Source organism: Thermonema rossianum DSM 10300 (genome assembly GCF_000426825.1).
Lineage (GTDB): Bacteria > Bacteroidota > Bacteroidia > Cytophagales > Thermonemataceae > Thermonema > Thermonema rossianum.
In genome coordinates, this window is the sequence record NZ_KE384579.1 from 148,978 (window position 1) to 168,804 (window position 19,827).

The window sequence follows — 19,827 nt, forward strand, 5'->3', positions numbered from 1 at the left end:
TTTACCAGTTGTCGCTTGGGCTTTTCTTTCCTTTGTCATTTCAACCCTCCTCCCTTTTGTCATTTCGAGCGTAGCGAGAAATCTCTTTGGATTCTTGCGGCTTGGTTTGGCTGATATCTCTCTCACACTTCGCGAGTTCGAGATGACAGGTTTCGATGCGTTTCTTTTAAAAATGACAAGCGTCGCCGCCGGTTGCGCCAAGCCGTGGGAGTGCTGATAAGAGAGGTGAATGGTGTATTTCACGGAGGGGAAATAAAAAAGCTACGCCAGCCGCTCAACCACCTTACCCTTGCTGTATATTCCAACCCTGGGGGATTCGGCAGGAGCTGACTGCGTAGCGATGCAAAGGTAGGAAAAAATATATTTTCTGCAAAAGAAGCACAGGCTATTTTTGGGGAAAGGCAAACGGGAAATCTGCCGGGTCGGGGTATATAAATTGATAATCAAAGGCTTGCAAGAGGTGCTTAGGTACTACTTTTTTGTGTGGTTGCCGGTAGGGTTTCACCCAAGGGGGCAATGTGATGCCCGTGCGGCGCGCTTGCACTTCCAGTATTTCCCGCTTGGTGGGATGCAGAGGCGCCACCGCATTGAAAATGCCGCTTTCTATATCGCTTTCCATAAGCCGGAAAAGAATATTGACTGCGTCGTCCCGGTGGATATGGTTTACGGGGGTATCGGCACCTGCAATACCCTCTTTATTCATGAAATACTTCAGCAAAAAGCGGTCGTAGCCCATAAGTCCCCCCAGGCGCACAATCAAACCGGTGTTTGTTTGTGCCTGCACCAGCGCTTCGGCTTGCCATTGGACCGGGTTCCCTGTGTGCCGGTCGTCGAGGGGCGTGTCCTCATCCACCTCTTCGCCACTGTCGGGATACACGGAGGTAGCACTGAGCAGCAGGAGTCGCGTTCCCCCGGGCAGATGAGCACACACCTGCCGGAGTGCTTCGAGGTAATGGGGTGTGCGGGGCGACAGGCTGAAAACACATATGTCGGCACTTAAAAAAGATTGCAGGGCGTGACTATCGGCAACAGGCAACTCCAGCACCCGGCCGTCTATCCCTTGGTGGCGCAGCCGGGCAGCCCGTTCGCTTTGGCGGCTGCTGCCTCTTACTTCGGCGATTCCCTGCTTCATACAATGGAGTGCCAAGGCTTCGCCCAGCCAACCGCAGCCGACGATGGCAATGCTTTTGACTTTATTCATCACCCGGCAGCTTCCAGTTGTTGGACATAAGCGCTTGCGTCGCCGGTAAGAGCTTCCATGAATTCTATAATTGCCTTTTTTTCTGCATCGGAGAGGCTGCTCTTTTCTTCGGAAGCTTGCAGAAAAGCAGCCAGCAGTTTGACCGGTATTTCTGCCCATGCCGGATATTGCGCATAGATGGCATTGTTTTTCCAATCGTTGTAGCTGCAGCGGGCAGCCAAAAGCATAGAATGAAACAGCGTGTCGGCACTCACTTCACCTTGCGCTATCAGTTGGCGCAAAGCACCGGTGAACAGGGGGCGGTAGGTGTCGCGTTCCTGTGCGATATGAAGCACTTCCAGATGCAGCAAATCGTCGGCCTTGCCGCTTTGCTTTTCCAGTTGTTTCAAAAAATGACGCTCTACAAGGTCCAGCTTGCCGTCGGCGGTGAGCACATACACCACCGGATAAAGCAAACACAAACTTCGAAAGGTGGCTTCATCTACTTCATGGGGGCGGTTGCTGTTGTATTGTTCCCAATAAAAACGGATATCCATGGCGTGTGATTTTTTTCTAAATTAGCAAAAGAAAAAAAGCCTTACAATTCCTTTGTGGGCTTTTTAAGAAAACCAATCGAAATTTTGTTTTTCTTAGCGAATGTATTTTTTTTGCAATCTCATTTTGGTATAAACAAAAAACGTATGGCTATAATTAGTAAGATTAGACAACGTGCCGGCATCGCCATTATTTTCATAGCCTTAGGGCTTGCGTTGTTTTTGGTAGGTAGTGATATTCTGCAGACCGGAGGTTTGCGAGGGGGTAACGACCCCGTGGTAGGTGAAATAGACGGTGAGGAAATCACCTACACCGAGTTTAACAACTATTTGGAACCGCTGAAAGCCAACTTTGCCATGCAGGCAGGGCGCCAGCCCGACGAACAGACCATGCAGATGTTGCGTGAGCAAGCATGGCAAATGATTGTTTTTGAAAAAGTGTATCTGCCCGAAATCGAAAAGTTGGGCTTGGGCGTAGGCAAAGAAGAGCTGCGCGCCATGTTGATGGGCGACTCGCTCTTTGTGCATCCCCAAGTGCTGGCCGCTTTCCGCGACAGCACCGGAAAATTCAGCCGCCAGTTGGTAGAGCAATACCTGCAGTTTGTAAAGCAAAACCCGCAGATGGCTGCCCAATGGCGCAATTTCGAAGAAGGGCTCAAGCAAGACCGCTTGCAAACCAAATACCGCAACATGATGCAACACTCTGTGTATGCTACCTCTTGGGAAGGCAAGCGCGAATATGAAGCCCAAAACAGCCGTGTAGAAATCAAGTATGTATTTGTGCCTTACGCTTCTTTGCCCGATTCGGTGGTGAAAGTAACCGATGCTGACCTTGAGCGCTATCTGAACCAGTACCGCGAGCGCTTCCCTGCCGAGGATGCCGTTTCGCTTGAGTACGTGGTCTTTGAAGTGAAGCCTTCTCGCGAAGACTCTTTGGCTCTGCAGCAGGAGCTGCGCGACCTGGCAAAAGCATTGGCCGTAGCCAAAGACGACTCGCTGCTGGTGATGCGCGAAAGCGACACCCAAGCCCAATATGGATGGTATGCACCCAATCAAATCCCCGATGGCGTATTCTCGGAAGAGCGCCCGCTCATCAAGGGCGGTATTTACGGACCTTTCCTGCAAGATAACCGTTATATGCTCGTGAAGGTGATAGACGTAAAAGAAGACAGCGTGGAGTATGTGCGTGCCGCCCATATCCTTTTCCGCCCGGCCGGCGATAAAGCCGAAGACAAAGCCGATGCCAAGCGCCGTGCCCAGGAGGTGTTGGAAAAGCTGAAAGCAGGTGAAGACTTCGCTAAAATGGCGCGTATCTATGGTACCGACGGTACCGCTGCCAAAGGAGGCGACTTAGGATGGTTCGGGCGCAATGTGATGGTAGAGCCTTTTGAAAAAGCGGTCTTCTCTGCCGATAAACCGGGCTTGCTGCCATATCTGGTTGAAACGGAATTTGGCTATCACATCGTAAAAATCATTCACCCCAAAACCAATAAGAAGTACAAAATAGCCACCATTGACCGTGTGCTGGCACCCGGCCAGGAGGCTTACAACGAAGCATACGAAAAAGCGCAAATCTTCCTGTCCGAAGTAACCAACGTACAAGACTTCCGCAAGAAAGTAGAAGAAAACCCGGCTTTGGTGTTGCAACGTGCCGACCGCGTGAAGCCTGCATCCCGTGCCATTGCCGGCCTGAACAACGCCCGCGAGGTGATTCGCTGGGCATTCAAGGAGGAAACGCCCGTAGGTAAGTCGCCTTCTCTTTTTGAAATACCCGAGGAAAACAAAGTGGTAGTAGCCATCGTAACCGAGCGTTACAGCCAAGACAAGGTGGACATTAACTACTACCGCGACATATTGACTGCCGAGGTAACCAAAGAAAAGAAAGGGGAGTACATCATCAACAAAATGAAGGAAATCAAAGCAGCATCCAAATCGTTGGATGAGATAGCCACTGCCTACGGCAATGTGACCGTAAACACGGCTACCGTGCCTTTGAATGCCACGGCTATTGGCGTGACCGGCTTCAATCCTACCGCAGTGGGGCGTGCGTTTGGTTTGAAAAATGTCGGTGACCGTACCCCGCCTTTTGCCGCAGAGTCAGGTGTGTTTGTCATGCAACTGGTAAGTACACAGCCGGCTGCCGAAATTGCCGACTATTCGCAATATAAAAAGCAGTTGGTTGACCGTCAGAAAGGCTCTACGCCATTCTTCATGGATCAGGCCTTGCGTAAGATATACGAGGTGAAAGATTATCGTGGCAAGTTTTTCTAACAGATACAACACCATCAAACAATAAAAGGCGGGTATTTACCCGCCTTTTTTATGTATAAAGAGATGCTCCGGAGGAGCAATGCCGCTACAGCCTGCCCTTGCAAACGAAGCGTAGTGCAACTTGTCATTTCGAACCGAAGGCAGTGAGGTGGAAAATCTCAAGCAAAGCAACCCGCAAGAAGCAGAATAGATTGCTCGCTTACGCTCGAAATGGCAAGTGGATGCTTGAAATGGCAAAGTGTCAAGAAGCAAGCGGCAGGAAAACCCGGTGGGAGTGTTTATGCCAACCACTTTTCCAGATAATACCCCACCATGTAGGACAACACAGCCGCCGAGGTGCCCAAGAGCAAGGTTTCGGCAATGCCCTTCAACTTGGAGCTGCGGTTGACATGGGCTTTGAGATAACCCACCACCACGAAAGCGATGCCCGTGGCTATGCATGACACAGGGAAGAGCGGAAGCCTTGTGCCCACAAGCCAATCCCATACATACACCAGCAGCGGAATAGCCCCCACCAGCAAGAAGGCAATAAAGGTAGAAAGCCCCAAAGCAAAGGGCGAGCGTTCGTCTTTTATCATGCCCAGCTCTTCTTTCATCATCACATCGACCCAGCGTTTTTTATCTGCCGTGATGACTTCTACCACTTGGCTCAACAGTGGCTCTTCAAACCCCTTTTGCCGGTATATTTCGCGCACTTCTTCTTTTTCCCGCTCGGGCATATGTTCCACTTCCCAATATTCTATGCGTTCGTGCTTTTTATACTCTTCCTTTTCGGTTTTGGCAGACAAATAAGCGCCTACAGACATGGAAAAACCATCGGCGATGAGGTTGGCCAAGCCCAAGATAATGACCACGGAGCTGTCGAGGTGTGCCCCGGCGGCGCCGGCTACCACAGCAAAGGTAGTAATGCTGCCATCGATGCCCCCATACACAAACTCGGCAATATAGTCACGCCACTTGCCATCGTTTTGATGCAGCCGGCGCTCTATGTGCTGTGTTTTTTTATCTACCATTTTCTGCTGTTGATAATGAGTTTTGTAAAGAAAAGCATGAGCGCAGCCACCGACAAGAGGTAGGTAGCACTGCGCAGGTCTATGAGTCCTTTGCTCATGCCGTAGTAATGATAATCGATGCCCATCTGCATGACATAGAATGCCCAGTCGGCGGTTTCGCGTATTTTGGCGATGGAAGAGAAGCCGATAAAAAGGGCAAAGCAGAGAAACACCCCAATAACGAAGGCGGTGATTTGGTCACGGCTCAGCGAAGAGCTCAACAAACCGATGGCACAAAATACACCACCCAGCAACAACAATCCTATATAGGAAGCAAAGATGCCCGCTGCATCTATATTTTTCGACAACAACACTTCCCCCTGTGGCGAACGAATGGGGACGGTCCCCAGCACGTCCAGGCTGTAATAATACACCAAGGTAGGCAGCAGTGTAAGCAACACCAGAGCCCAGGCAGCAAAGAACTTGCCCAAAATGATTTCCCACTCGCGCAATGGCTTGGTAAGCAACAACTCCAGTGTGCCGTTCTTTTTTTCTTCGGCAAAGGAACGCATCGTGATGGCCGGAATCAAAAACATAAACACATAGGGCGCAAAGTAAAAGAAAGTGCTCATGTCGGCAAAGCCGTAATCCAACACATTGGTATCAGGAAAAACCCACAGCAACAAGCCCATGGCTGTAAGAAAAGCAGCCATGACGATATAGGCAATCAGGCTGTTGAGAAAAGCAGTTACTTCACGCAAAAAGATAGTGAACATGGCATCGAGTTTTTTTAAATCGCTTCGTTTGTGTTTTGAGTGAGTTGGCGAAAAATATCTTCCAGGCGGTTGCTTTCGTTTTGCAAGCTGAGCATGTTCCAGCCGTTTTGTTGAATGAGCGCAAGCAGAGCCGGCCGCAGCTTGTCGCTGTCTTCACAGCTGATTCGGTAGGCAAAACCGGCGCTTTGCTGCACCTGGTGCACCCCGGGCAGGGCTTCCAGCAGCGTGCTTTCAACAGCGTGCCCAAACTCTACACACACCACCCGGTGTTGCATCATGCGGCGCAGTTCGGTCATGGAAGCATCAGCGACCAGCCGCCCACGGTTAATGATAATGACGCGGTCGCAAAGCATTTCTACTTCTTGTAAAATATGCGTGGAAAAAATAATGGTTTTATTGGCAGCAGCTTCTTTAATCACCTGCCTTATTTCCGCTATCTGATTGGGATCCAGCCCCGAAGTGGGCTCGTCTAAGATAAGTACCGGTGGGTCGTGAATGAGTGCCTGTGCCAACCCCACCCTTTGGCGGTACCCTTTCGAAAGTGCCCCTATCTTTTTGTGCTGTTCTCGTTCCAGACCACAAAGCGCCACCATCTCTTCGACACGCCGGCTCAAGCGCTGGCCCCTGATGCCGTGTATATGCCCTATGAAACGTAAGAACTCGCGCACATACATGTCGGTGTAGAGCGGATTGTGCTCGGGCAGGTAGCCGATACGCCGGCGCACTTCCATGCTTTGTGTGCCTACTTCATAGCCACACACACGCACATGGCCGGCATTGGGTGTCAAATAACCGCAAATCATTTTCATGGTTGTGGATTTGCCGGCACCGTTCGGACCCAAAAAACCTACGATTTGCCCGGCTTGTGCTTCAAAAGAAATATCATCTACGGCGCGTTGCGAGCCGTATAGCTTACTTAAATGCTCTACCACTACTGACATAAGCGTATGCTCTTGTTTTCAAGCGAAAATAACACAAATAAATGATATGAAAGCTTGCAGGGGCACTGCCGGCAAACATTGAAATCCTATATTTTAACGTAAATTGCAAACCGGAAAGATATAAAGCTCTTTTTAAAGCGAAAACTATGAGAATGACGCGCACCAAAGTGGTAGTGTTTGTAACCGCGATGATTTTTCTTTCTACCTTTTCTTTTTACGGTTATCAAATGTTGAATGCGCCCAACATATTGAGCACGCACAACGGCAAAATCAGTCGTTCCATTGTTTACCTTTACATACCCAAAGGGGCTACTTTCAAAACGGTGCTCGACTCGCTCGAGCGTCACGATGCGCTCGAAGACAAACTGTCATTTGCTTTTTTGGCAAAATTGATGGGCTATCAGGAAAACGTGAAAACGGGGCGTTACAAGCTGCATCCCGACATGAGCAACAAAGAACTGCTGTATATGCTGCGCGCCGGACGGCAAGAGCCCATACAGCTGGTCGTTCCTCCCCTGCGAAAGATTGACAACATATTGCGATGGCTCGACAAACAATTGATGATAAGTGCTGAAGAAATAGAGCAGGCCATGCAGCAGTGGCAAGATACTCTGCGGCGCGAAGGCTTGGATTCCACCTCTTACTGGTGCATCTTTTTGCCCAACACCTATGAAGTCTATTGGGACGTACCCGCCCCCCGCCTGATAGAACGCATGCTGCGCGAGTATCGTCGTTTTTGGAATGAAGAACGCCGCCAAAAAGCAAAAGCCATAGGCATGACCCCGCACGAAGTGATGACCTTGGCGTCGATAGTGCAGGCAGAAACCAACAAAGCCGACGAAATGCCCCGCATCGCCGGCGTGTATATTAACCGCCTGCGTCAAAACATGTTTTTACAAGCCGACCCGACGGTGGTGCATGCCGTTGGAGACTATTCCATACGCCGTGTGTTGAAAGAGCACCTAACAGTAGATTCGCCCTACAATACCTATAAATACAAGGGCTTGCCCCCCGGACCTATCGGCATACCCACGCCGCAGGCCATCGATGCCGTTTTGAATTACGAGCTTCACGACTATTTGTATTTTTGCGCCAAAGATGACTTTTCCGGCTATCATCTTTTTGCCAAGAATTACAACGAGCATCTGCGCAATGCTCGACGCTATCAAAGAGCTGTGAGCCAATTACTAAGAAAAAAGAATGAATAGACACATCCTGTTTTTATTGTTTGCTTTTCTTTTCTTGGGCACGCCGGCTGCTACGGCACAGAAAGACAAGCGCCCAAAGCCCAAAGCCCGCAAGCTGCAGGTCATTGAAAATGACACGCTGCGCTATCAAAAGCTGCCTTATGACACCGTCACCTATGAAAAAGGGGGGAAAGTAGAGCTTTTGGGCGGTGCCGACAAGCTGGTGGCGCTGCGCACCGACAGCACCCAGCTCATTAAGCTTATTGGGCGTGGCATCCGTTTCCGCCAAGACGAAGTGCTGCTGTGGTGCGATTCTGCCTATAAGTTCGAAGAAAAGAACATAGTGGAAGCCTTCGGCAATGTGCGCGTGGTGCAAAACGATACCATCACGCTCACTTGCCGCCATTTGATTTACGACGGCAACAGCCGCCTGTTGCAGGCACGTCAAGAAGTGGTGCTGCGCGACCCGCAAATGACCCTCAACACCGATTTCTTGGACTACAACCTCAACTCAAAAATAGGCTATTACTACAACGGCGGACAAATCCGCGACGCCCAAAACCGCCTCTACAGCCGTTCGGGTTCTTATGATGCCAACGCCCGCTTTTTCTTCTTCAAGGACTCTGTGCGGGTGCTTAGTTATCGCGAAGGCGACACCTACCGCATCGAGTCCGACACCTTGCAGTACAATACCGTATCCAAGGTGGCTTACTTCTTTGGTCCTACCTACGTGTATTCAAGCGACGGCTCGTTGTATGCCGAAAAGGGCGTGTATGAGACCCAAACCAAAATATCGCGTTTTTCGGGCAGGGCGCGTGCCGAAAACAAAGAGTACATACTCAAAGGCGACAGCCTTTATTTCGATGATGTGAAGAAAGAAGGTTTTGCCAAGGGCAATGCCGAAGTATATACCAAGAAAGACAGCACCTTTGTAAATGGCGACATCGGTTTCTTTTGGGGCAAAAAAGGGCTGACCCACATCTACCAGAATGCCTATATCCGCAACATATCATCGGGCGACACCCTTTTCATCAGTGCCGATACGCTCATTTCCTACAACCGCAAAATAGGTGTAAAAGAAGCCGGAAAAACAGACAGCAGCCGCCATCATAAGATTTTGGCATTTCACAATATTAAAATCTATCGCAGCGACATTCAGGCAGTTTGTGATTCTTTGGTGTATCATTTCAGCGATTCGGCTATTTACTTTTACCGCCACCCCGTCTTGTGGAATGAAGGCAATCAGGTGCTGGCCGATTCCATGCGTTTATACTTGAAAAACAACAAACCCTACAAGATGGAGCTGCGCGACAATTGTTTTTCCGCTTCGCGCGACAGCCTCGGCAATTTCAACCAAGTGAAGGGGCGGCGCATGGATGCTTACTTTAAAGATGGCAGCATAGAAAGGGTAGAAGTTGATGGAAACACCGAAATTATCTTTTTCCAACTTGAGGGCGACACAAGCCTCGTCGGGATGTACTATGCCGAAGCCGCTTCTCTGAAGGCTTTTTTTGAAGAAGGAAAGCTCAAACGTATCCGCTTGGAAGGCGACATCAACGGCAAGATGATTCCCCCGCAGCTCTTACAAGAGCCCGACAAACGCCTGCCCGGTTTCCGTTGGCTCGAACACCTGCGCCCGACCCGCGAAAATGTATTGAGCCGGGAACCCAATCGCTCGGCTACGCCCGACGAAGACGCCACTTTGCCGGGGCAACAACCCGCACCGGACGAAGATGATGCACCAAAGAGAAGCAAAAAGCAACGTTTGCGCGAGCAGTTAAATGCCCCTCCCTCAAAAGGGCAAGGAAAGCCATAAAGTTGATTTTACAAGTAAACCATCAAAGCGCATCGTACGATGCGCTTTGATATATGTTTAGTTCCAATACAAACCATTCAGATAAGCCACCAGCAGAATGGCTGCCGATGCCAAAGCCACCCCGCCGAAGGCAAAGCCGATACCGCGCCCGCTATTGCCCCCGGGCGCCTTATGCAGGGCGCGTGTAAGCAAGGCAATATGCAGGGCTGCATAAGTCGCCCCGCCTGCGATTGCCAACAGCATATACATCCACACAGGCAGCGGATTGCCGGCCACTAATGCCCACAGTATCGACAGCAGGAAGGCCACTATATAAGTCTTTTGCTCGCCATAGCGTTTTACCACTTGGGCTATGGGCAAAGAGGCCAGTGCTGCAAACAACAAAAGCAAGGACAGATAGACCTCACCGCTGTTGATGAAAGGAATGGCAGCTTGGATAGCGGCAATATCTACTTTATTGGGCACATAGTAGAACAGCAATGCCTGCCCGGTGCCCACCAGCACACCCACAGCAAAAAGATAAAACAGCGTGCCGGAAGATACCACCGCACTTTCCTGTTCGCTTTTGGTTTTCAGCGGAAAAGAAGCAATGCTTCGAATAGCCAATACCCCCACCATGACCAGCACACCGCCCAAGACAAAAGTAGCCGTCAGTCCAATGGCGTCTAAAATAGGAACTACCAACGGTTCCAAGGCATAAATCAAACCGAAAGCAATGGTCAGCTTGGCGGCGGCTTGCGGGAAGCGCTCGGCCGGCACAAAGTGGTCAATCAGGGAAACAGCCGGGCTATGAAACAAACTCATGGCAGCAAGCCATAAAATCACCATGAAAGGCAATGCCTTGGTAATGCCTGTGCCCGGTTGATTGAGCAGGATAATAGCGACGGTAAGAAACACCAGCGCCGCAAAGGTGCCACCGGCAAGGATGATTCCGAACTTAGAGGCGTTCTTACGCATGAGCCGGTCGGCTATAGTCCCCGATATGGGATGCAATAGAGCACCCAGCACCCCTTGAGCAATAATAAGCACCGAGGCAAGCGTCGCAAAGCCATACTTCTGCAGAATGACCGGTTGGTATTCTTCATATGCCAGCCATCCTACTGTAATGATGGCTTCGAACAAAGCAATGAGCAGCAGGGCTTTGCTTATCTCCGACCGCATGGACCTTTGACTTTTTTCAATAACTTCGGTAGAAGTTTCTTGCTTGGCAAACTTTGTCTCTTCCATAAGAATAAAGCTTTAATTTACAGTAAATAAATGAGGATGATTATTTAATGTGTGTAATAACATAAAAAAAAATGTTTTTGCAAACAAGTGTTTATCCACTTTTTTTGGACTCGACCTGCTCCTTAAAAAGCAAGAGCATCCCGTTGCCTGTTTATGGCACTTTTTATATATTTGCCATCGACATATAAGGAACGTTAGCTCAGTTGGTTTAGAGCGCCGTCTTGACAGGGCGGAGGTCACCGGTTCGAATCCGGTACGTTCCACCAAATCAAATGTCCCGGCTTGGAAAGAAGCCGGTTTTTTTATGTCTAAGCTTTTGTCACGTGAGCGGCGGCTTGTATGAATCGCTAAAGGAGCTTACCGAAGCATACAGGATACCTTCACGCTTGCCGGTCTCGGAGGACCGGAGGCGGCTCATTACGAAATATGATGCCTGCCATCTCTTCCAAAGACAAATCCGGCGGGTATCCCAAGCGGTGAGGCCAATAGACCAAGTCGGACAGGCTGTACGCATAGGGTGTGTTTTTGCTGAGCAGCTCCAAATAATATGAGCTATGCTCGATCTCCGTCTCTGTCATCTTTTTTAAGACGAGCAGTATTTCATCACGGCTCAGTTTGTCTATTTCCGGCGGATGGGGCGTTAAAATCCTTTCAATCAGCTCTTCCTTGCTTATTGAACGCCAGTAGTTCCGGAAAGTATATTCGGTGAACTCGTTTACTTTCCCGACCAATGCATGAATTTGAGCAATCTCATCTCTTGCATCTTCGCCATCGTCCAACTTGTTTTCAGTGATGGAAATAAGCCTGTCCACTTCGTCATACTTTGAGGCATCGTAACCGGGAAATTCCAACAACTTGTTTCTGTCCATTGCGTTGGGGGGTATATCGCATGCAGTAAGGCGTTATCTTTTGTGGAAACGGTTTGGCAGTTTTTATGAAATTACAACTTTTTTCAAAAAAAAACGGCTCTTTGCGCCTTGTCATGCCGGGCGGAACGAAGTGGGGTGAGACATTTCTTCAAGTCAAGCTTATCTTTTGTCATTTCGAACGGAGCGCAGCGCAGTGAGAAATCTCATTGAGCCAAGTGTATTGGTTTTGTCATGTCGAGCGAAATGTAATGAAGCGAGACTGCCCGGCAAGCCAAGCCTTTATCCCCCAAAGAGATTTCCCGCTTATGCTCGAAATGAGAAGGAGGGACGCTTGAAGGGACAAAAGGAAAAGCAAAAGAACGAACCCGGGACAACAAAGCAAAGAAGCCGGGCTGCCCAAGCACCTGAAAGGCACGGGGCACCCGCGCATAAACGCCTACGTTTCCCAAAACCACTCTCGAGCTTCTGCCTCGCTTCCTACAATGCGATAGGCCACACCTATTTTTGCCATCTCTTCCACCGTTTGTTCCACAGACAAAGCTTCGATGTTCAGTTGTTCCTGAATAGCCGTGGGAATGACAACTGCTATTTTTTGAAGCCCCACTTTTTTGATGACCTCTTTACTTTGTTCTGCTGCCCACTCTTGCAAATCGGGGGGAATCATAAAACTGAACTGCGGTACAATGATTTCATAAACTACCTTCATACCCATCGTTGCTATGCGCTCACCCTGTTTATTTATCTGTTGGATGGTTTGCTTGAACTTTTCTTCGTCCAGTCCGCCGCCCTTCCAGCGTTGAACGAGCAAGGATTTATCCGGCTCGTAAAACATTTCCATAACCTCGCTGCTGATGATGCTTAGTTGGTCATTCATAACTTGTTACACTTTGTTTATAGCTGTAAAGTTATTTCTTTTCTTGTGATAATCCTATTTTTTCATTCCTTTCGAAGCGTATTTTTCTCTATATATTTGCACATATGATGCTCAGAAAAGACAATTTGCAAGCCGCCTTGCGAGCCGCTCTGGAGCGGCGGCGTCAAGCGCACAGTCTGCGCACTATGGCGCCTTTGGCAGAAGGAATGGTCGATTTCTCTTCTAATGACTATTTGGGCTTGGCGCGGGATGCCCATCTCTTGGAGCAAGCCCATGCCAAGGTGATGCAGTTGCGCCCTTTGCGGGGAGGGGCTACCGGCTCGCGCTTGCTTAGTGGCACCCATGCTTACATGTGTGAAGTAGAAGACAAATTGGCATCTGTTTTCGATGCCGAAGCCTGCTTGGTATTCAATTCGGGATACCAGGCAAATACGGCTCTTCTGGCTACCATACCCCAAAGGGGCGATACCATCCTGTGTGATGAGTTGATTCATGCCAGTTTGCGGGAGGGCGCCCGGCTCAGCTTTGCCGGCCGTCATTATTTCCGGCATAACGACCTGAACGACTTGGAGCAGCGTCTGCAGAAAGCAAAAGGGCACTGCTTCGTAGTAGTCGAAAGTGTGTATTCCATGGATGGCGACCGGGCACCTTTGAAAGAAATACTTGATTTATGTGGACAGTATGGTGCCCATGTGGTGGTAGATGAAGCGCACAGTACCGGCCTGTGGGGCGCGCGCGGCGAAGGGCTGCTGTGCGTGGAAGGCTTGCACCGTCACCCGGCTTTGCTTGCACGCGTCTATACTTTCGGCAAGGCAATAGGGGGGCATGGCGCTTGTGTGGCAGGCAGCCGCCTGCTTATTGACTACCTGCTAAACTTTGCGCGGGCTTTTATTTATACGACCGCTTTGCCACTGCACAGCTTCGCCTACATAGAGGCCGCTTTTGACAAGATTGCCACAACACTTGCCTTGCAACAACGTTTGTGGCAAATAGTGCATTATTACAAGCAAAAACAAAAACAAGTGCAGGCTGCGGCCGGCTTGCATTTTTGGGAGACACAAAGCCCCATACAGGTGGTAGAAGTGGGCGGAAACGAACGTACCCGTGCGCTGGCCGCCTATTTACAGCAACAGGGGCTGGATGTGCGGGCAGTGTTGGCGCCCACCGTGCCTGAGGGCAAAGAGCGTTTGCGCATTTGTTTGCATGCCTTCAACACTTTTGACGAAGTGGATAAACTATTTGAATCTTTTCGCTCATGGAATTTCTGAAAAAACAAGATGTTTTTGTAACTGCCATAGGAACAGACAGTGGCAAAACAGTGGTAAGTGCTATTGTGGCTCAAGCTTTGGGGGCTGCCTACTGGAAGCCCGTGCAGTCGGGCTTGCCACGCGATGCCGACACAGTGGCCGCCTGGGTTTCACATCCTGCTTTTGAGGTGTTTCCCTCGGCCTATGAACTGCAAATGCCGGCATCGCCACATGCTTCGGCTGCTGCCGAAGGAGTAGAAATCCGCTTGGAAAACATAGTGCGCCCTCAAACCAACAAACCCTTGGTGATTGAAGGAGCGGGAGGGGTGCTGGTGCCTCTTAACCGCCGGCATTTTGTGATAGACATAGCCCTGAAGCTGCAAGTACCGGTGGTGTTGGTATCCAATCTGTATTTGGGCAATATCAACCATACCCTGCTTACTTATGAGGCGCTGAAAGCACGCCGGGTGCCGGTCTTGGGTATTGTATTTAATGGTGAACCCAACCCGCAAAGTGAAGACATTATTTTGCACCATACCGGTTATAAGAAGTTGCTTCATATATTGCCGGAGCAAAAAATAGACACTGCCACCATTGAACGCTATGCCGAAGAATTTAGAAAAAACATTTATGAGCTTACTGGAGAGAGATAAAAAGAGTATCTGGCATCCGTTTACCCCTTTGAAAGGAAGCCCCGAGCCCTTGCCGTTGGTGCGGGCAGAAGGAGTGTGGCTTTACACCGAAGACGGGCGCCGGATACTGGATGCCATCGCTTCTTGGTGGGTAAATTTGCATGGGCACAGCCATCCCTATATTGCTGAGGCTGTTGCCAAGCAGGCACGTACGCTCGAGCATGTGATTTTTGCCGGTTTCACCCATGAGCCGGCGGTGCGTCTGGCTGAGCGCTTGCTGCAAATACTGCCCAACGGGTTCAGTAAGGTGTTTTACTCTGACAACGGTTCTACTGCCGTCGAGGTTGCCCTGAAAATGGCCATGCAGTATTGGTATAATTTGGGACTTAAGCATAAGAAAAAAATTGTAGCATTGGACGGCGCCTACCACGGTGATACCTTCGGTGCCATGTCGGTGGGCGAGCGCAGCCCTTTCAATGCTCCCTTCGACGACTATCTGTTTGACGTGGAATTTCTGGATTTTCCGGCTTGCTATCAACCTTTTTGTTGTGGCGGAAAAAAAGACAAGCCGCAGCGCTGCGGGCAAGTGGCAGCCACACTGCAGCGTTTCGAAGCGCTGGCACAAACCGGCGAAGTAGCCGCTTTCATTTATGAACCTTTGGTGCAGGGGGCATCGGGCATGCGTATGTACAGCCCGGAAATATTAGACCAGCTGCTTCATATTGCACAAAAGCACGACATCATTTGCATTGCCGATGAAGTGATGACCGGCTTTGGACGCACGGGGCGCCTGTTTGCTTCGGAGTACTGCCTGCATAAGCCGGATATTATTTGCTTGTCGAAGGGTTTGACCGGCGGCACCATGGCATTGGGCGTAACTGCCTGCACCGAACGCATCATAGAACCTTTCCGGCAGGAGGACATCATGAAAACCTTCTTCCATGGACACTCTTTCACTGCCAATCCTTTGGCTTGTGCTGCTGCCAATGCCAGTTTGGATTTGCTTTTACGTCCGGAATGCATGAGCCGGATTTCAGCCATTGCCCAGGCACACCTCGATTTTGAAGCGCGCATACGGGACCACCGGCGGGTGCGTGATGTGCGCTGTATGGGCACCATCTTCGCCTTAGAGATAGAGACTGAACAGCAGACGCACTATTTCAATGAAGCGCGCCACCATCTCTACAATTATTTTTTGGACAAGGGGGTGCTTCTACGCCCTTTGGGCAATGTGGTGTATGTACTGCCGCCTTATGTGATTACCGGTGAAGAGCTGCAAATGGCATACGCTGTAATAGAAGAAATGCTTAATGAGCCGGCAAAAACCAGCGATACAACTCATAATAACGCACCAGGACAGCAATAAGCATCACCACTACCAAGCCGTAAATCCATTGGTTGGCTTTGGGGTAGCGGGTGGCAAAACGGGCGCCGGCCACGGCGCCTATCATCTGTCCGGCAGCGCTGATGCTGCCATAGTGCCAATTGACCTGCCCTTGTGAAGCGAAAATGAATAGAACCGGTAAGCCGAAAGCCGCCATGCTCACCAGCTTGTAGGCATTGGCACGTTTCAGATTGAACTTGAGCCCCATGACCATGACGATGATGAGGAAAATGCCCGAACCGGCTTGTATAAAACCGGCATAAACCCCTATGGCAAACAGCACCACTTGCCACAGCGGTGACTTATAGCGCTGCTCATATTCCTCACTTTCGCGCAGCCAGCGCTTGGGATTTAGTAAGGTCATGCCCAGCATGACCACAATTAAAACACCTATAGCCCCCTCTATAACTTTTGCCGACACCTGCGTGGCTATATATGCCCCGCTCAGTGACCCCATAAGTACAGGTGTCAGCACCCATACCGCCTCCCGGTAATTTATATCGTAATTCTTGCCATATTGCCACAAGCCCACCAGTGACTGCAGAGCCACAGCCACACGGTTGGTGCCATTGGCGATGGGGGCAGGCAGTCCTATCCAAATCAACAGGGGCAACATAATGAGGCTGCCGCTGCCTGCCAAAGTGTTGATTACACCCACTATAAGCGAGGCAGAAAACAAAATCAACTCGTCAATCATTGTGAAGAAGGCGTATGTTTTTCAAAACAAAAAAGCTTTTAGTGAGAAAGCGCATGCACGGGCATTTCCACTTCTACGTGCCCTTGCGCATTGATGCGGTCAAGCACCACGGGCACAAACTCGTTCACCAAGAGCGGATCATAGTCTGCCTCTACGCGCACGTATTGCTCCGTGAAACCGAACATCTTTCCGGCTTTTACCTCCTCTTCAAAAAGCACGGTAGCCTGCTTGCCCAATTGTTGTTCGTAAAAATAGCGGCGTTTTTTCTCCGATAAGATACGCAGCATGTCGGCACGGCGCTTGCGTTCACGCTCGGGCAGGCGTCCGGGCATGGAAGCGGCCGGTGTGTTGGCGCGTTCCGAATAGGGGAATACGTGCAAATAACTTACCTCCAGCTCATTCAGGAACTGGTAGGTCTCTAAAAAATCCTCTTCGGTTTCGCCCGGGAAGCCTACAATCACATCCACACCGATGCAGGCATGAGGCATGTAACGGCGGATGGTGGCCACCCTGTCGGCGTAAAGTTCGCGCTGATACCGCCGGTACATCTGCTTCAATATCTTATTACTGCCCGATTGCAGGGGAATATGAAAGTGAGGGGCGAAGCGCTTCGACCCGGCAACAAAGGCAATGATTTCTTCGGTAAGCAAGTTGGGCTCTATCGAAGAAATGCGGTAACGCCCAATGCCGTCCACTTCGTCCAATGCTTTGATAAGGTCGATGAAATGCTCTTGGCGGCGCCCGTCTATAATGCCAAAGTCGCCAATATTTACACCCGTCAGCACCACTTCGCGCACATCGGTGGCTGCAATGCGGCGTGCTTCTTCTACAATATCGGCAATGCGGGGGCTGCGGCTCTTGCCACGTGCCATAGGTATGGTGCAAAAGCTGCAATTGTAATTGCAACCATCTTGCACTTTCAAAAAGGTGCGTGTGCGGTCGCCGTAGGAATAGGCGTGCTCAAAAACAGTTTTTACCTCTTCTATGGGCGAAGCATACACTTCGGCTTGTGGCTTTTTTTCGAAAGTGTCTATCAGCTCCAGCAGGCGGAACTTTTCTGCGGCACCCAGCACCACATCCACCCCTTCGATTTCGGCAATTTCTTGTGGTTTGAGTTGCGCATAGCACCCAATGATGGCAATGAATGCATGAGGCGATATCTTTAATGCCTGCTTGACCACCTTGCGGCATTTGCGGTCGGCATGGTCGGTCACCGAGCAAGTATTGATAATAAAAATATCGGGCTGTTCGGTAAAAGGCACTACCCGGTAACCTTTCTGCTCAAATTGCCTTGCAATGGTCGAACTCTCTGAAAAATTCAACTTACAACCCAGCGTGTAAAGAGCCACTCTTTTCATATTTCCCGGCGGTCAAGGTAAAGATTGTGCAAAATTACGAATTTCTGTTTTACTTTGTGTATAACCCACAAAAACTCAAAAACGTTTATGAAGAGGTCTCAAAAGCGCATGCATGCCTTGCGCGGATTTTTGATAGGCGTGGCGGCAATCATTGTCCTTAACCTGTTGGCGCAATATTTTGTAATACGCATTGACCTCACCGAAGACAAACGTTACTCGATAGCCCCCCAAACGCAAGCGCTGTTGCGTGGCTTGGAAGGTCCCGTTTTTATTCAAGTGTATTTGCACGGCGACGACCTGCCGGCAGACTTCCGCCGTTTACGGCGCTCCATGGAAGAGCTGCTCGAAGAGTTTCGCGTATATGGCGGCAGCAATATTCAATACCGTTTTATCGACCCGCAAAGTATAGAACCGGCCGAAGCACGTGACTCGCTTATTCAATACTTGGCTATGCACGGCGTGAGCCCCACCAATGTGTTTGTGAAAGAAGAAGGCAAGCGGGTGGAAAAGCTTTTGTTTCCCGGTGCCATTCTCTCTTACGGCAACAAGTACACTTCCATTTCTTTGCTTCAAGGTGACCAGCGGGCAGCATTGGCCAACCCACAAGAAATTATCAACCACTCTATAGAAAACATGGAGTATGAACTGGCGTCGGCCATCTACCAGCTTACACTCAAGAAGAAGAAAAAAATAGCCTATGTGTATGGTCATAAAGAGCTGACACCCCCGGAGGTTGACGACTTGAATCAAAGCCTGTCGCGTTTCTTTCAAATCTATGGCATTCGTCTTTCGGAAGTGTCGCTGGATACACTCGACGCCCTGATAATCGCCAAGCCGCAGACCGCTTTTTCCGAAGAAGAAAAATATAAAATAGACCAGTACGTCATGAAGGGGGGCAACGTGCTCTTCTTTTTAGATGCGGTAGAAGTGCGCGAAGACAGCATCAACACCCCCGAGGGCGCCGTTTCCATAGGCTATGACCACCGTTTGATTGACCTGCTCTTTCGCTATGGTATCCGTTACAATTATGAACTGATTGAAGACCTGAATTGTGGTGTGTTGGGGCTTATCATAGGCGAGATGGCAGGCAAACCGCAAATGGAGTTTTTGCCTTGGCGGTACTATCCGATATTCTATAACTTCTTTCCGCATCCGGTCACCAAAAACTTGAATGCAGTCATCGGGCGGTATGTGTGTACGCTCGACACGGTGAAAGCCGACGGCGTAAAGAAAATCCCTTTGATTGCCAGCTCGCCCAAAACAAAAGTGCTTGACATCCCCTTCGTGATTCATTACAACGAGGCACGCTTAGACCCCGACCCGGAGCTGTTTAATGATGGCGCGCGCACCGTGGCTTATCTTTTGGAAGGCCGCTTCCGTTCCTTGTATCAAAACCGGATTTTGCCTTCAGACCCCCGTGCCAAAACCTTCCTTGCCGAAAGCGTGAAGCCCACGCGCATTTTCATATGTGCCGACGGTGACTTTATACGCAATGAGGTGAACTGGCAGAAAAAACAAGTGTTGCCCTTGGGCTATGACCGCAATACGGGCATTACCTTCGACAATAAACGCTTTGTGGTGAACCTGCTGCACTATATGCTCGATGACAACCAATTGATACTGGCACGTAACAAGGAAGTAAGGTTGCGTTACTTAGACAAAGACCGCGTGCAGCAAGAGCGCACCTTTTGGCAAGCTTTCAACCTTTACATGCCCCTGCTCATTACCCTGATGCTGGGGGGCGTTTATCATTTGGTGCGTTATTGGCGCTTTGGAAGACTCACGAAGTAGCCAAGCCGTGCCCGGTAAAAGAGCTGTTTGG

17 protein-coding genes and 1 tRNA gene are annotated in these 19,827 nt (G+C 49.9%); 8 read left to right on the forward strand and 10 right to left on the reverse strand.

The window, feature by feature from the left end; genetic code table 11:
- Positions 1–385: 385 nt before the first annotated feature.
- Together K384_RS12275 and K384_RS13875 are read right to left on the reverse strand one after the other, a co-directional pair.
- Entirely contained in the window at positions 386–1,201 is an 816-nt protein-coding gene (locus K384_RS12275) for an NAD(P)-binding domain-containing protein (protein WP_038032786.1), read from the reverse strand.
- On the reverse strand, positions 1,201–1,737 hold the full coding sequence (locus K384_RS13875) for a hypothetical protein (protein ID WP_038032787.1): 537 nt from the start codon (positions 1,735–1,737) through the stop codon (positions 1,201–1,203). Before K384_RS13875 ends, K384_RS12275 begins: the two co-directional genes overlap by 1 nt.
- Before the next feature lie 144 nt (positions 1,738–1,881).
- Here K384_RS13875 and K384_RS12285 point away from each other — a divergent pair, with 144 nt between their 5' ends.
- The gene (locus K384_RS12285) at positions 1,882–4,005 is read left to right on the forward strand and encodes a peptidylprolyl isomerase (protein ID WP_038033005.1); all 2,124 of its coding nucleotides are present in this window, start codon (positions 1,882–1,884) and stop codon (positions 4,003–4,005) included.
- A 278-nt stretch (positions 4,006–4,283) separates the two neighbouring features.
- Here K384_RS12285 and K384_RS12290 read toward each other — a convergent pair whose 3' ends face one another.
- From K384_RS12290 to gldA, 3 genes are read right to left on the reverse strand one after another with little or no spacing between them, the layout of a single operon-like run.
- Positions 4,284–5,018, reverse strand: coding sequence for a VIT1/CCC1 transporter family protein (locus tag K384_RS12290; RefSeq protein WP_038032788.1), 735 nt, complete (start codon positions 5,016–5,018; stop codon positions 4,284–4,286).
- On the reverse strand, positions 5,012–5,773 hold the full coding sequence (gldF, locus tag K384_RS12295; protein ID WP_038032789.1) for a gliding motility-associated ABC transporter permease subunit GldF: 762 nt from the start codon (positions 5,771–5,773) through the stop codon (positions 5,012–5,014). Before gldF ends, K384_RS12290 begins: the two co-directional genes overlap by 7 nt.
- A 14-nt stretch (positions 5,774–5,787) precedes the next feature.
- The gene (gene gldA, locus K384_RS12300; protein WP_038032790.1) at positions 5,788–6,714 is read right to left on the reverse strand and encodes a gliding motility-associated ABC transporter ATP-binding subunit GldA; all 927 of its coding nucleotides are present in this window, start codon (positions 6,712–6,714) and stop codon (positions 5,788–5,790) included.
- A gap of 146 nt (positions 6,715–6,860) precedes the next feature.
- On the opposite strand from gldA, the gene mltG reads away from it, so the two are divergent.
- Together mltG and K384_RS12310 are read left to right on the forward strand one after the other, a co-directional pair.
- Positions 6,861–7,922, forward strand: coding sequence for an endolytic transglycosylase MltG (gene mltG, locus K384_RS12305; protein WP_084147231.1), 1,062 nt, complete (start codon positions 6,861–6,863; stop codon positions 7,920–7,922).
- A complete protein-coding gene (locus K384_RS12310; protein ID WP_051633385.1) occupies positions 7,915–9,717 on the forward strand; it encodes an OstA-like protein in 1,803 nt (600 codons plus the stop codon). The genes mltG and K384_RS12310 overlap by 8 nt, the downstream gene beginning before the upstream one ends.
- Positions 9,718–9,774: 57 nt before the next feature.
- Here K384_RS12310 and K384_RS12315 read toward each other — a convergent pair whose 3' ends face one another.
- Positions 9,775–10,944, reverse strand: coding sequence for an MFS transporter (locus K384_RS12315; RefSeq protein ID WP_038032795.1), 1,170 nt, complete (start codon positions 10,942–10,944; stop codon positions 9,775–9,777).
- A 188-nt stretch (positions 10,945–11,132) separates the two neighbouring features.
- On the opposite strand from K384_RS12315, the gene K384_RS12320 reads away from it, so the two are divergent.
- Positions 11,133–11,210, forward strand: a tRNA-Val gene (locus K384_RS12320).
- 114 nt (positions 11,211–11,324) lie between these two features.
- Here the strand turns inward: K384_RS12320 and K384_RS12325 are convergent.
- Both K384_RS12325 and K384_RS12335 read right to left on the reverse strand, forming a co-directional pair.
- Positions 11,325–11,813 (reverse strand): hypothetical protein, encoded by a 489-nt coding sequence (locus K384_RS12325; protein ID WP_157630166.1) that lies wholly within the window; start codon positions 11,811–11,813, stop codon positions 11,325–11,327.
- Between the two features lie 436 nt (positions 11,814–12,249).
- A complete protein-coding gene (locus K384_RS12335) occupies positions 12,250–12,687 on the reverse strand; it encodes a hypothetical protein (protein WP_038032804.1) in 438 nt (145 codons plus the stop codon).
- A 104-nt stretch (positions 12,688–12,791) separates the two neighbouring features.
- Between K384_RS12335 and K384_RS12340 the strand changes: the two genes are divergently transcribed.
- Genes K384_RS12340 through bioA form a run of 3 tightly spaced genes read left to right on the forward strand, consistent with a single transcriptional unit; the run spans position 12,792 to position 15,932 of the window.
- Entirely contained in the window at positions 12,792–13,955 is a 1,164-nt protein-coding gene (locus K384_RS12340) for an aminotransferase class I/II-fold pyridoxal phosphate-dependent enzyme (RefSeq protein ID WP_051633386.1), read from the forward strand.
- Positions 13,943–14,587: a dethiobiotin synthase gene (bioD, locus tag K384_RS12345; RefSeq protein ID WP_038032805.1), complete on the forward strand. Its 645-nt coding sequence runs from the start codon at positions 13,943–13,945 to the stop codon at positions 14,585–14,587. Before K384_RS12340 ends, bioD begins: the two co-directional genes overlap by 13 nt.
- Complete coding sequence (gene bioA / locus K384_RS12350) at positions 14,565–15,932, forward strand: adenosylmethionine--8-amino-7-oxononanoate transaminase (RefSeq protein WP_051633387.1); 1,368 nt, start codon at positions 14,565–14,567, stop codon at positions 15,930–15,932. Before bioD ends, bioA begins: the two co-directional genes overlap by 23 nt.
- On the opposite strand, the gene K384_RS12355 is transcribed toward bioA, so the two are convergent.
- Entirely contained in the window at positions 15,874–16,647 is a 774-nt protein-coding gene (locus K384_RS12355; protein WP_051633388.1) for a sulfite exporter TauE/SafE family protein, read from the reverse strand. The genes bioA and K384_RS12355 overlap by 59 nt on opposite strands.
- Before the next feature lie 38 nt (positions 16,648–16,685).
- The gene (mtaB, locus tag K384_RS12360; protein ID WP_038032806.1) at positions 16,686–18,005 is read right to left on the reverse strand and encodes a tRNA (N(6)-L-threonylcarbamoyladenosine(37)-C(2))-methylthiotransferase MtaB; all 1,320 of its coding nucleotides are present in this window, start codon (positions 18,003–18,005) and stop codon (positions 16,686–16,688) included.
- Between the two features lie 87 nt (positions 18,006–18,092).
- On the opposite strand from mtaB, the gene gldG reads away from it, so the two are divergent.
- The gene (gldG, locus tag K384_RS12365) at positions 18,093–19,796 is read left to right on the forward strand and encodes a gliding motility-associated ABC transporter substrate-binding protein GldG (RefSeq protein WP_071837501.1); all 1,704 of its coding nucleotides are present in this window, start codon (positions 18,093–18,095) and stop codon (positions 19,794–19,796) included.
- Positions 19,797–19,827: the final 31 nt, after the last annotated feature.

Excerpts from the sequence above, each read along its gene's own strand:
- gldG (WP_071837501.1), top strand. The coding sequence starts at position 18,093 with ATGAAGAGGTCTCAAAAGCGCATGCATGCCTTGCGCGGATTTTTGATA.
- gldF (WP_038032789.1), bottom strand. The coding sequence starts at position 5,773 with ATGTTCACTATCTTTTTGCGTGAAGTAACTGCTTTTCTCAACAGCCTG.
- mtaB (WP_038032806.1), bottom strand. The coding sequence starts at position 18,005 with ATGAAAAGAGTGGCTCTTTACACGCTGGGTTGTAAGTTGAATTTTTCA.
- K384_RS12310 (WP_051633385.1), top strand. The coding sequence starts at position 7,915 with ATGAATAGACACATCCTGTTTTTATTGTTTGCTTTTCTTTTCTTGGGC.
- K384_RS12290 (WP_038032788.1), bottom strand. The coding sequence starts at position 5,018 with ATGGTAGATAAAAAAACACAGCACATAGAGCGCCGGCTGCATCAAAAC.
- K384_RS12335 (WP_038032804.1), bottom strand. The coding sequence starts at position 12,687 with ATGAATGACCAACTAAGCATCATCAGCAGCGAGGTTATGGAAATGTTT.
- K384_RS12275 (WP_038032786.1), bottom strand. The coding sequence starts at position 1,201 with ATGAATAAAGTCAAAAGCATTGCCATCGTCGGCTGCGGTTGGCTGGGC.
- bioA (WP_051633387.1), top strand. The coding sequence starts at position 14,565 with ATGAGCTTACTGGAGAGAGATAAAAAGAGTATCTGGCATCCGTTTACC.
- K384_RS12315 (WP_038032795.1), bottom strand. The coding sequence starts at position 10,944 with ATGGAAGAGACAAAGTTTGCCAAGCAAGAAACTTCTACCGAAGTTATT.
- K384_RS12355 (WP_051633388.1), bottom strand. The coding sequence starts at position 16,647 with ATGATTGACGAGTTGATTTTGTTTTCTGCCTCGCTTATAGTGGGTGTA.
- K384_RS12325 (WP_157630166.1), bottom strand. The coding sequence starts at position 11,813 with ATGGACAGAAACAAGTTGTTGGAATTTCCCGGTTACGATGCCTCAAAG.
- gldA (WP_038032790.1), bottom strand. The coding sequence starts at position 6,714 with ATGTCAGTAGTGGTAGAGCATTTAAGTAAGCTATACGGCTCGCAACGC.
- mltG (WP_084147231.1), top strand. The coding sequence starts at position 6,861 with ATGAGAATGACGCGCACCAAAGTGGTAGTGTTTGTAACCGCGATGATT.
- K384_RS12340 (WP_051633386.1), top strand. The coding sequence starts at position 12,792 with ATGATGCTCAGAAAAGACAATTTGCAAGCCGCCTTGCGAGCCGCTCTG.
- bioD (WP_038032805.1), top strand. The coding sequence starts at position 13,943 with ATGGAATTTCTGAAAAAACAAGATGTTTTTGTAACTGCCATAGGAACA.
- K384_RS12285 (WP_038033005.1), top strand. The coding sequence starts at position 1,882 with ATGGCTATAATTAGTAAGATTAGACAACGTGCCGGCATCGCCATTATT.
- K384_RS13875 (WP_038032787.1), bottom strand. The coding sequence starts at position 1,737 with ATGGATATCCGTTTTTATTGGGAACAATACAACAGCAACCGCCCCCAT.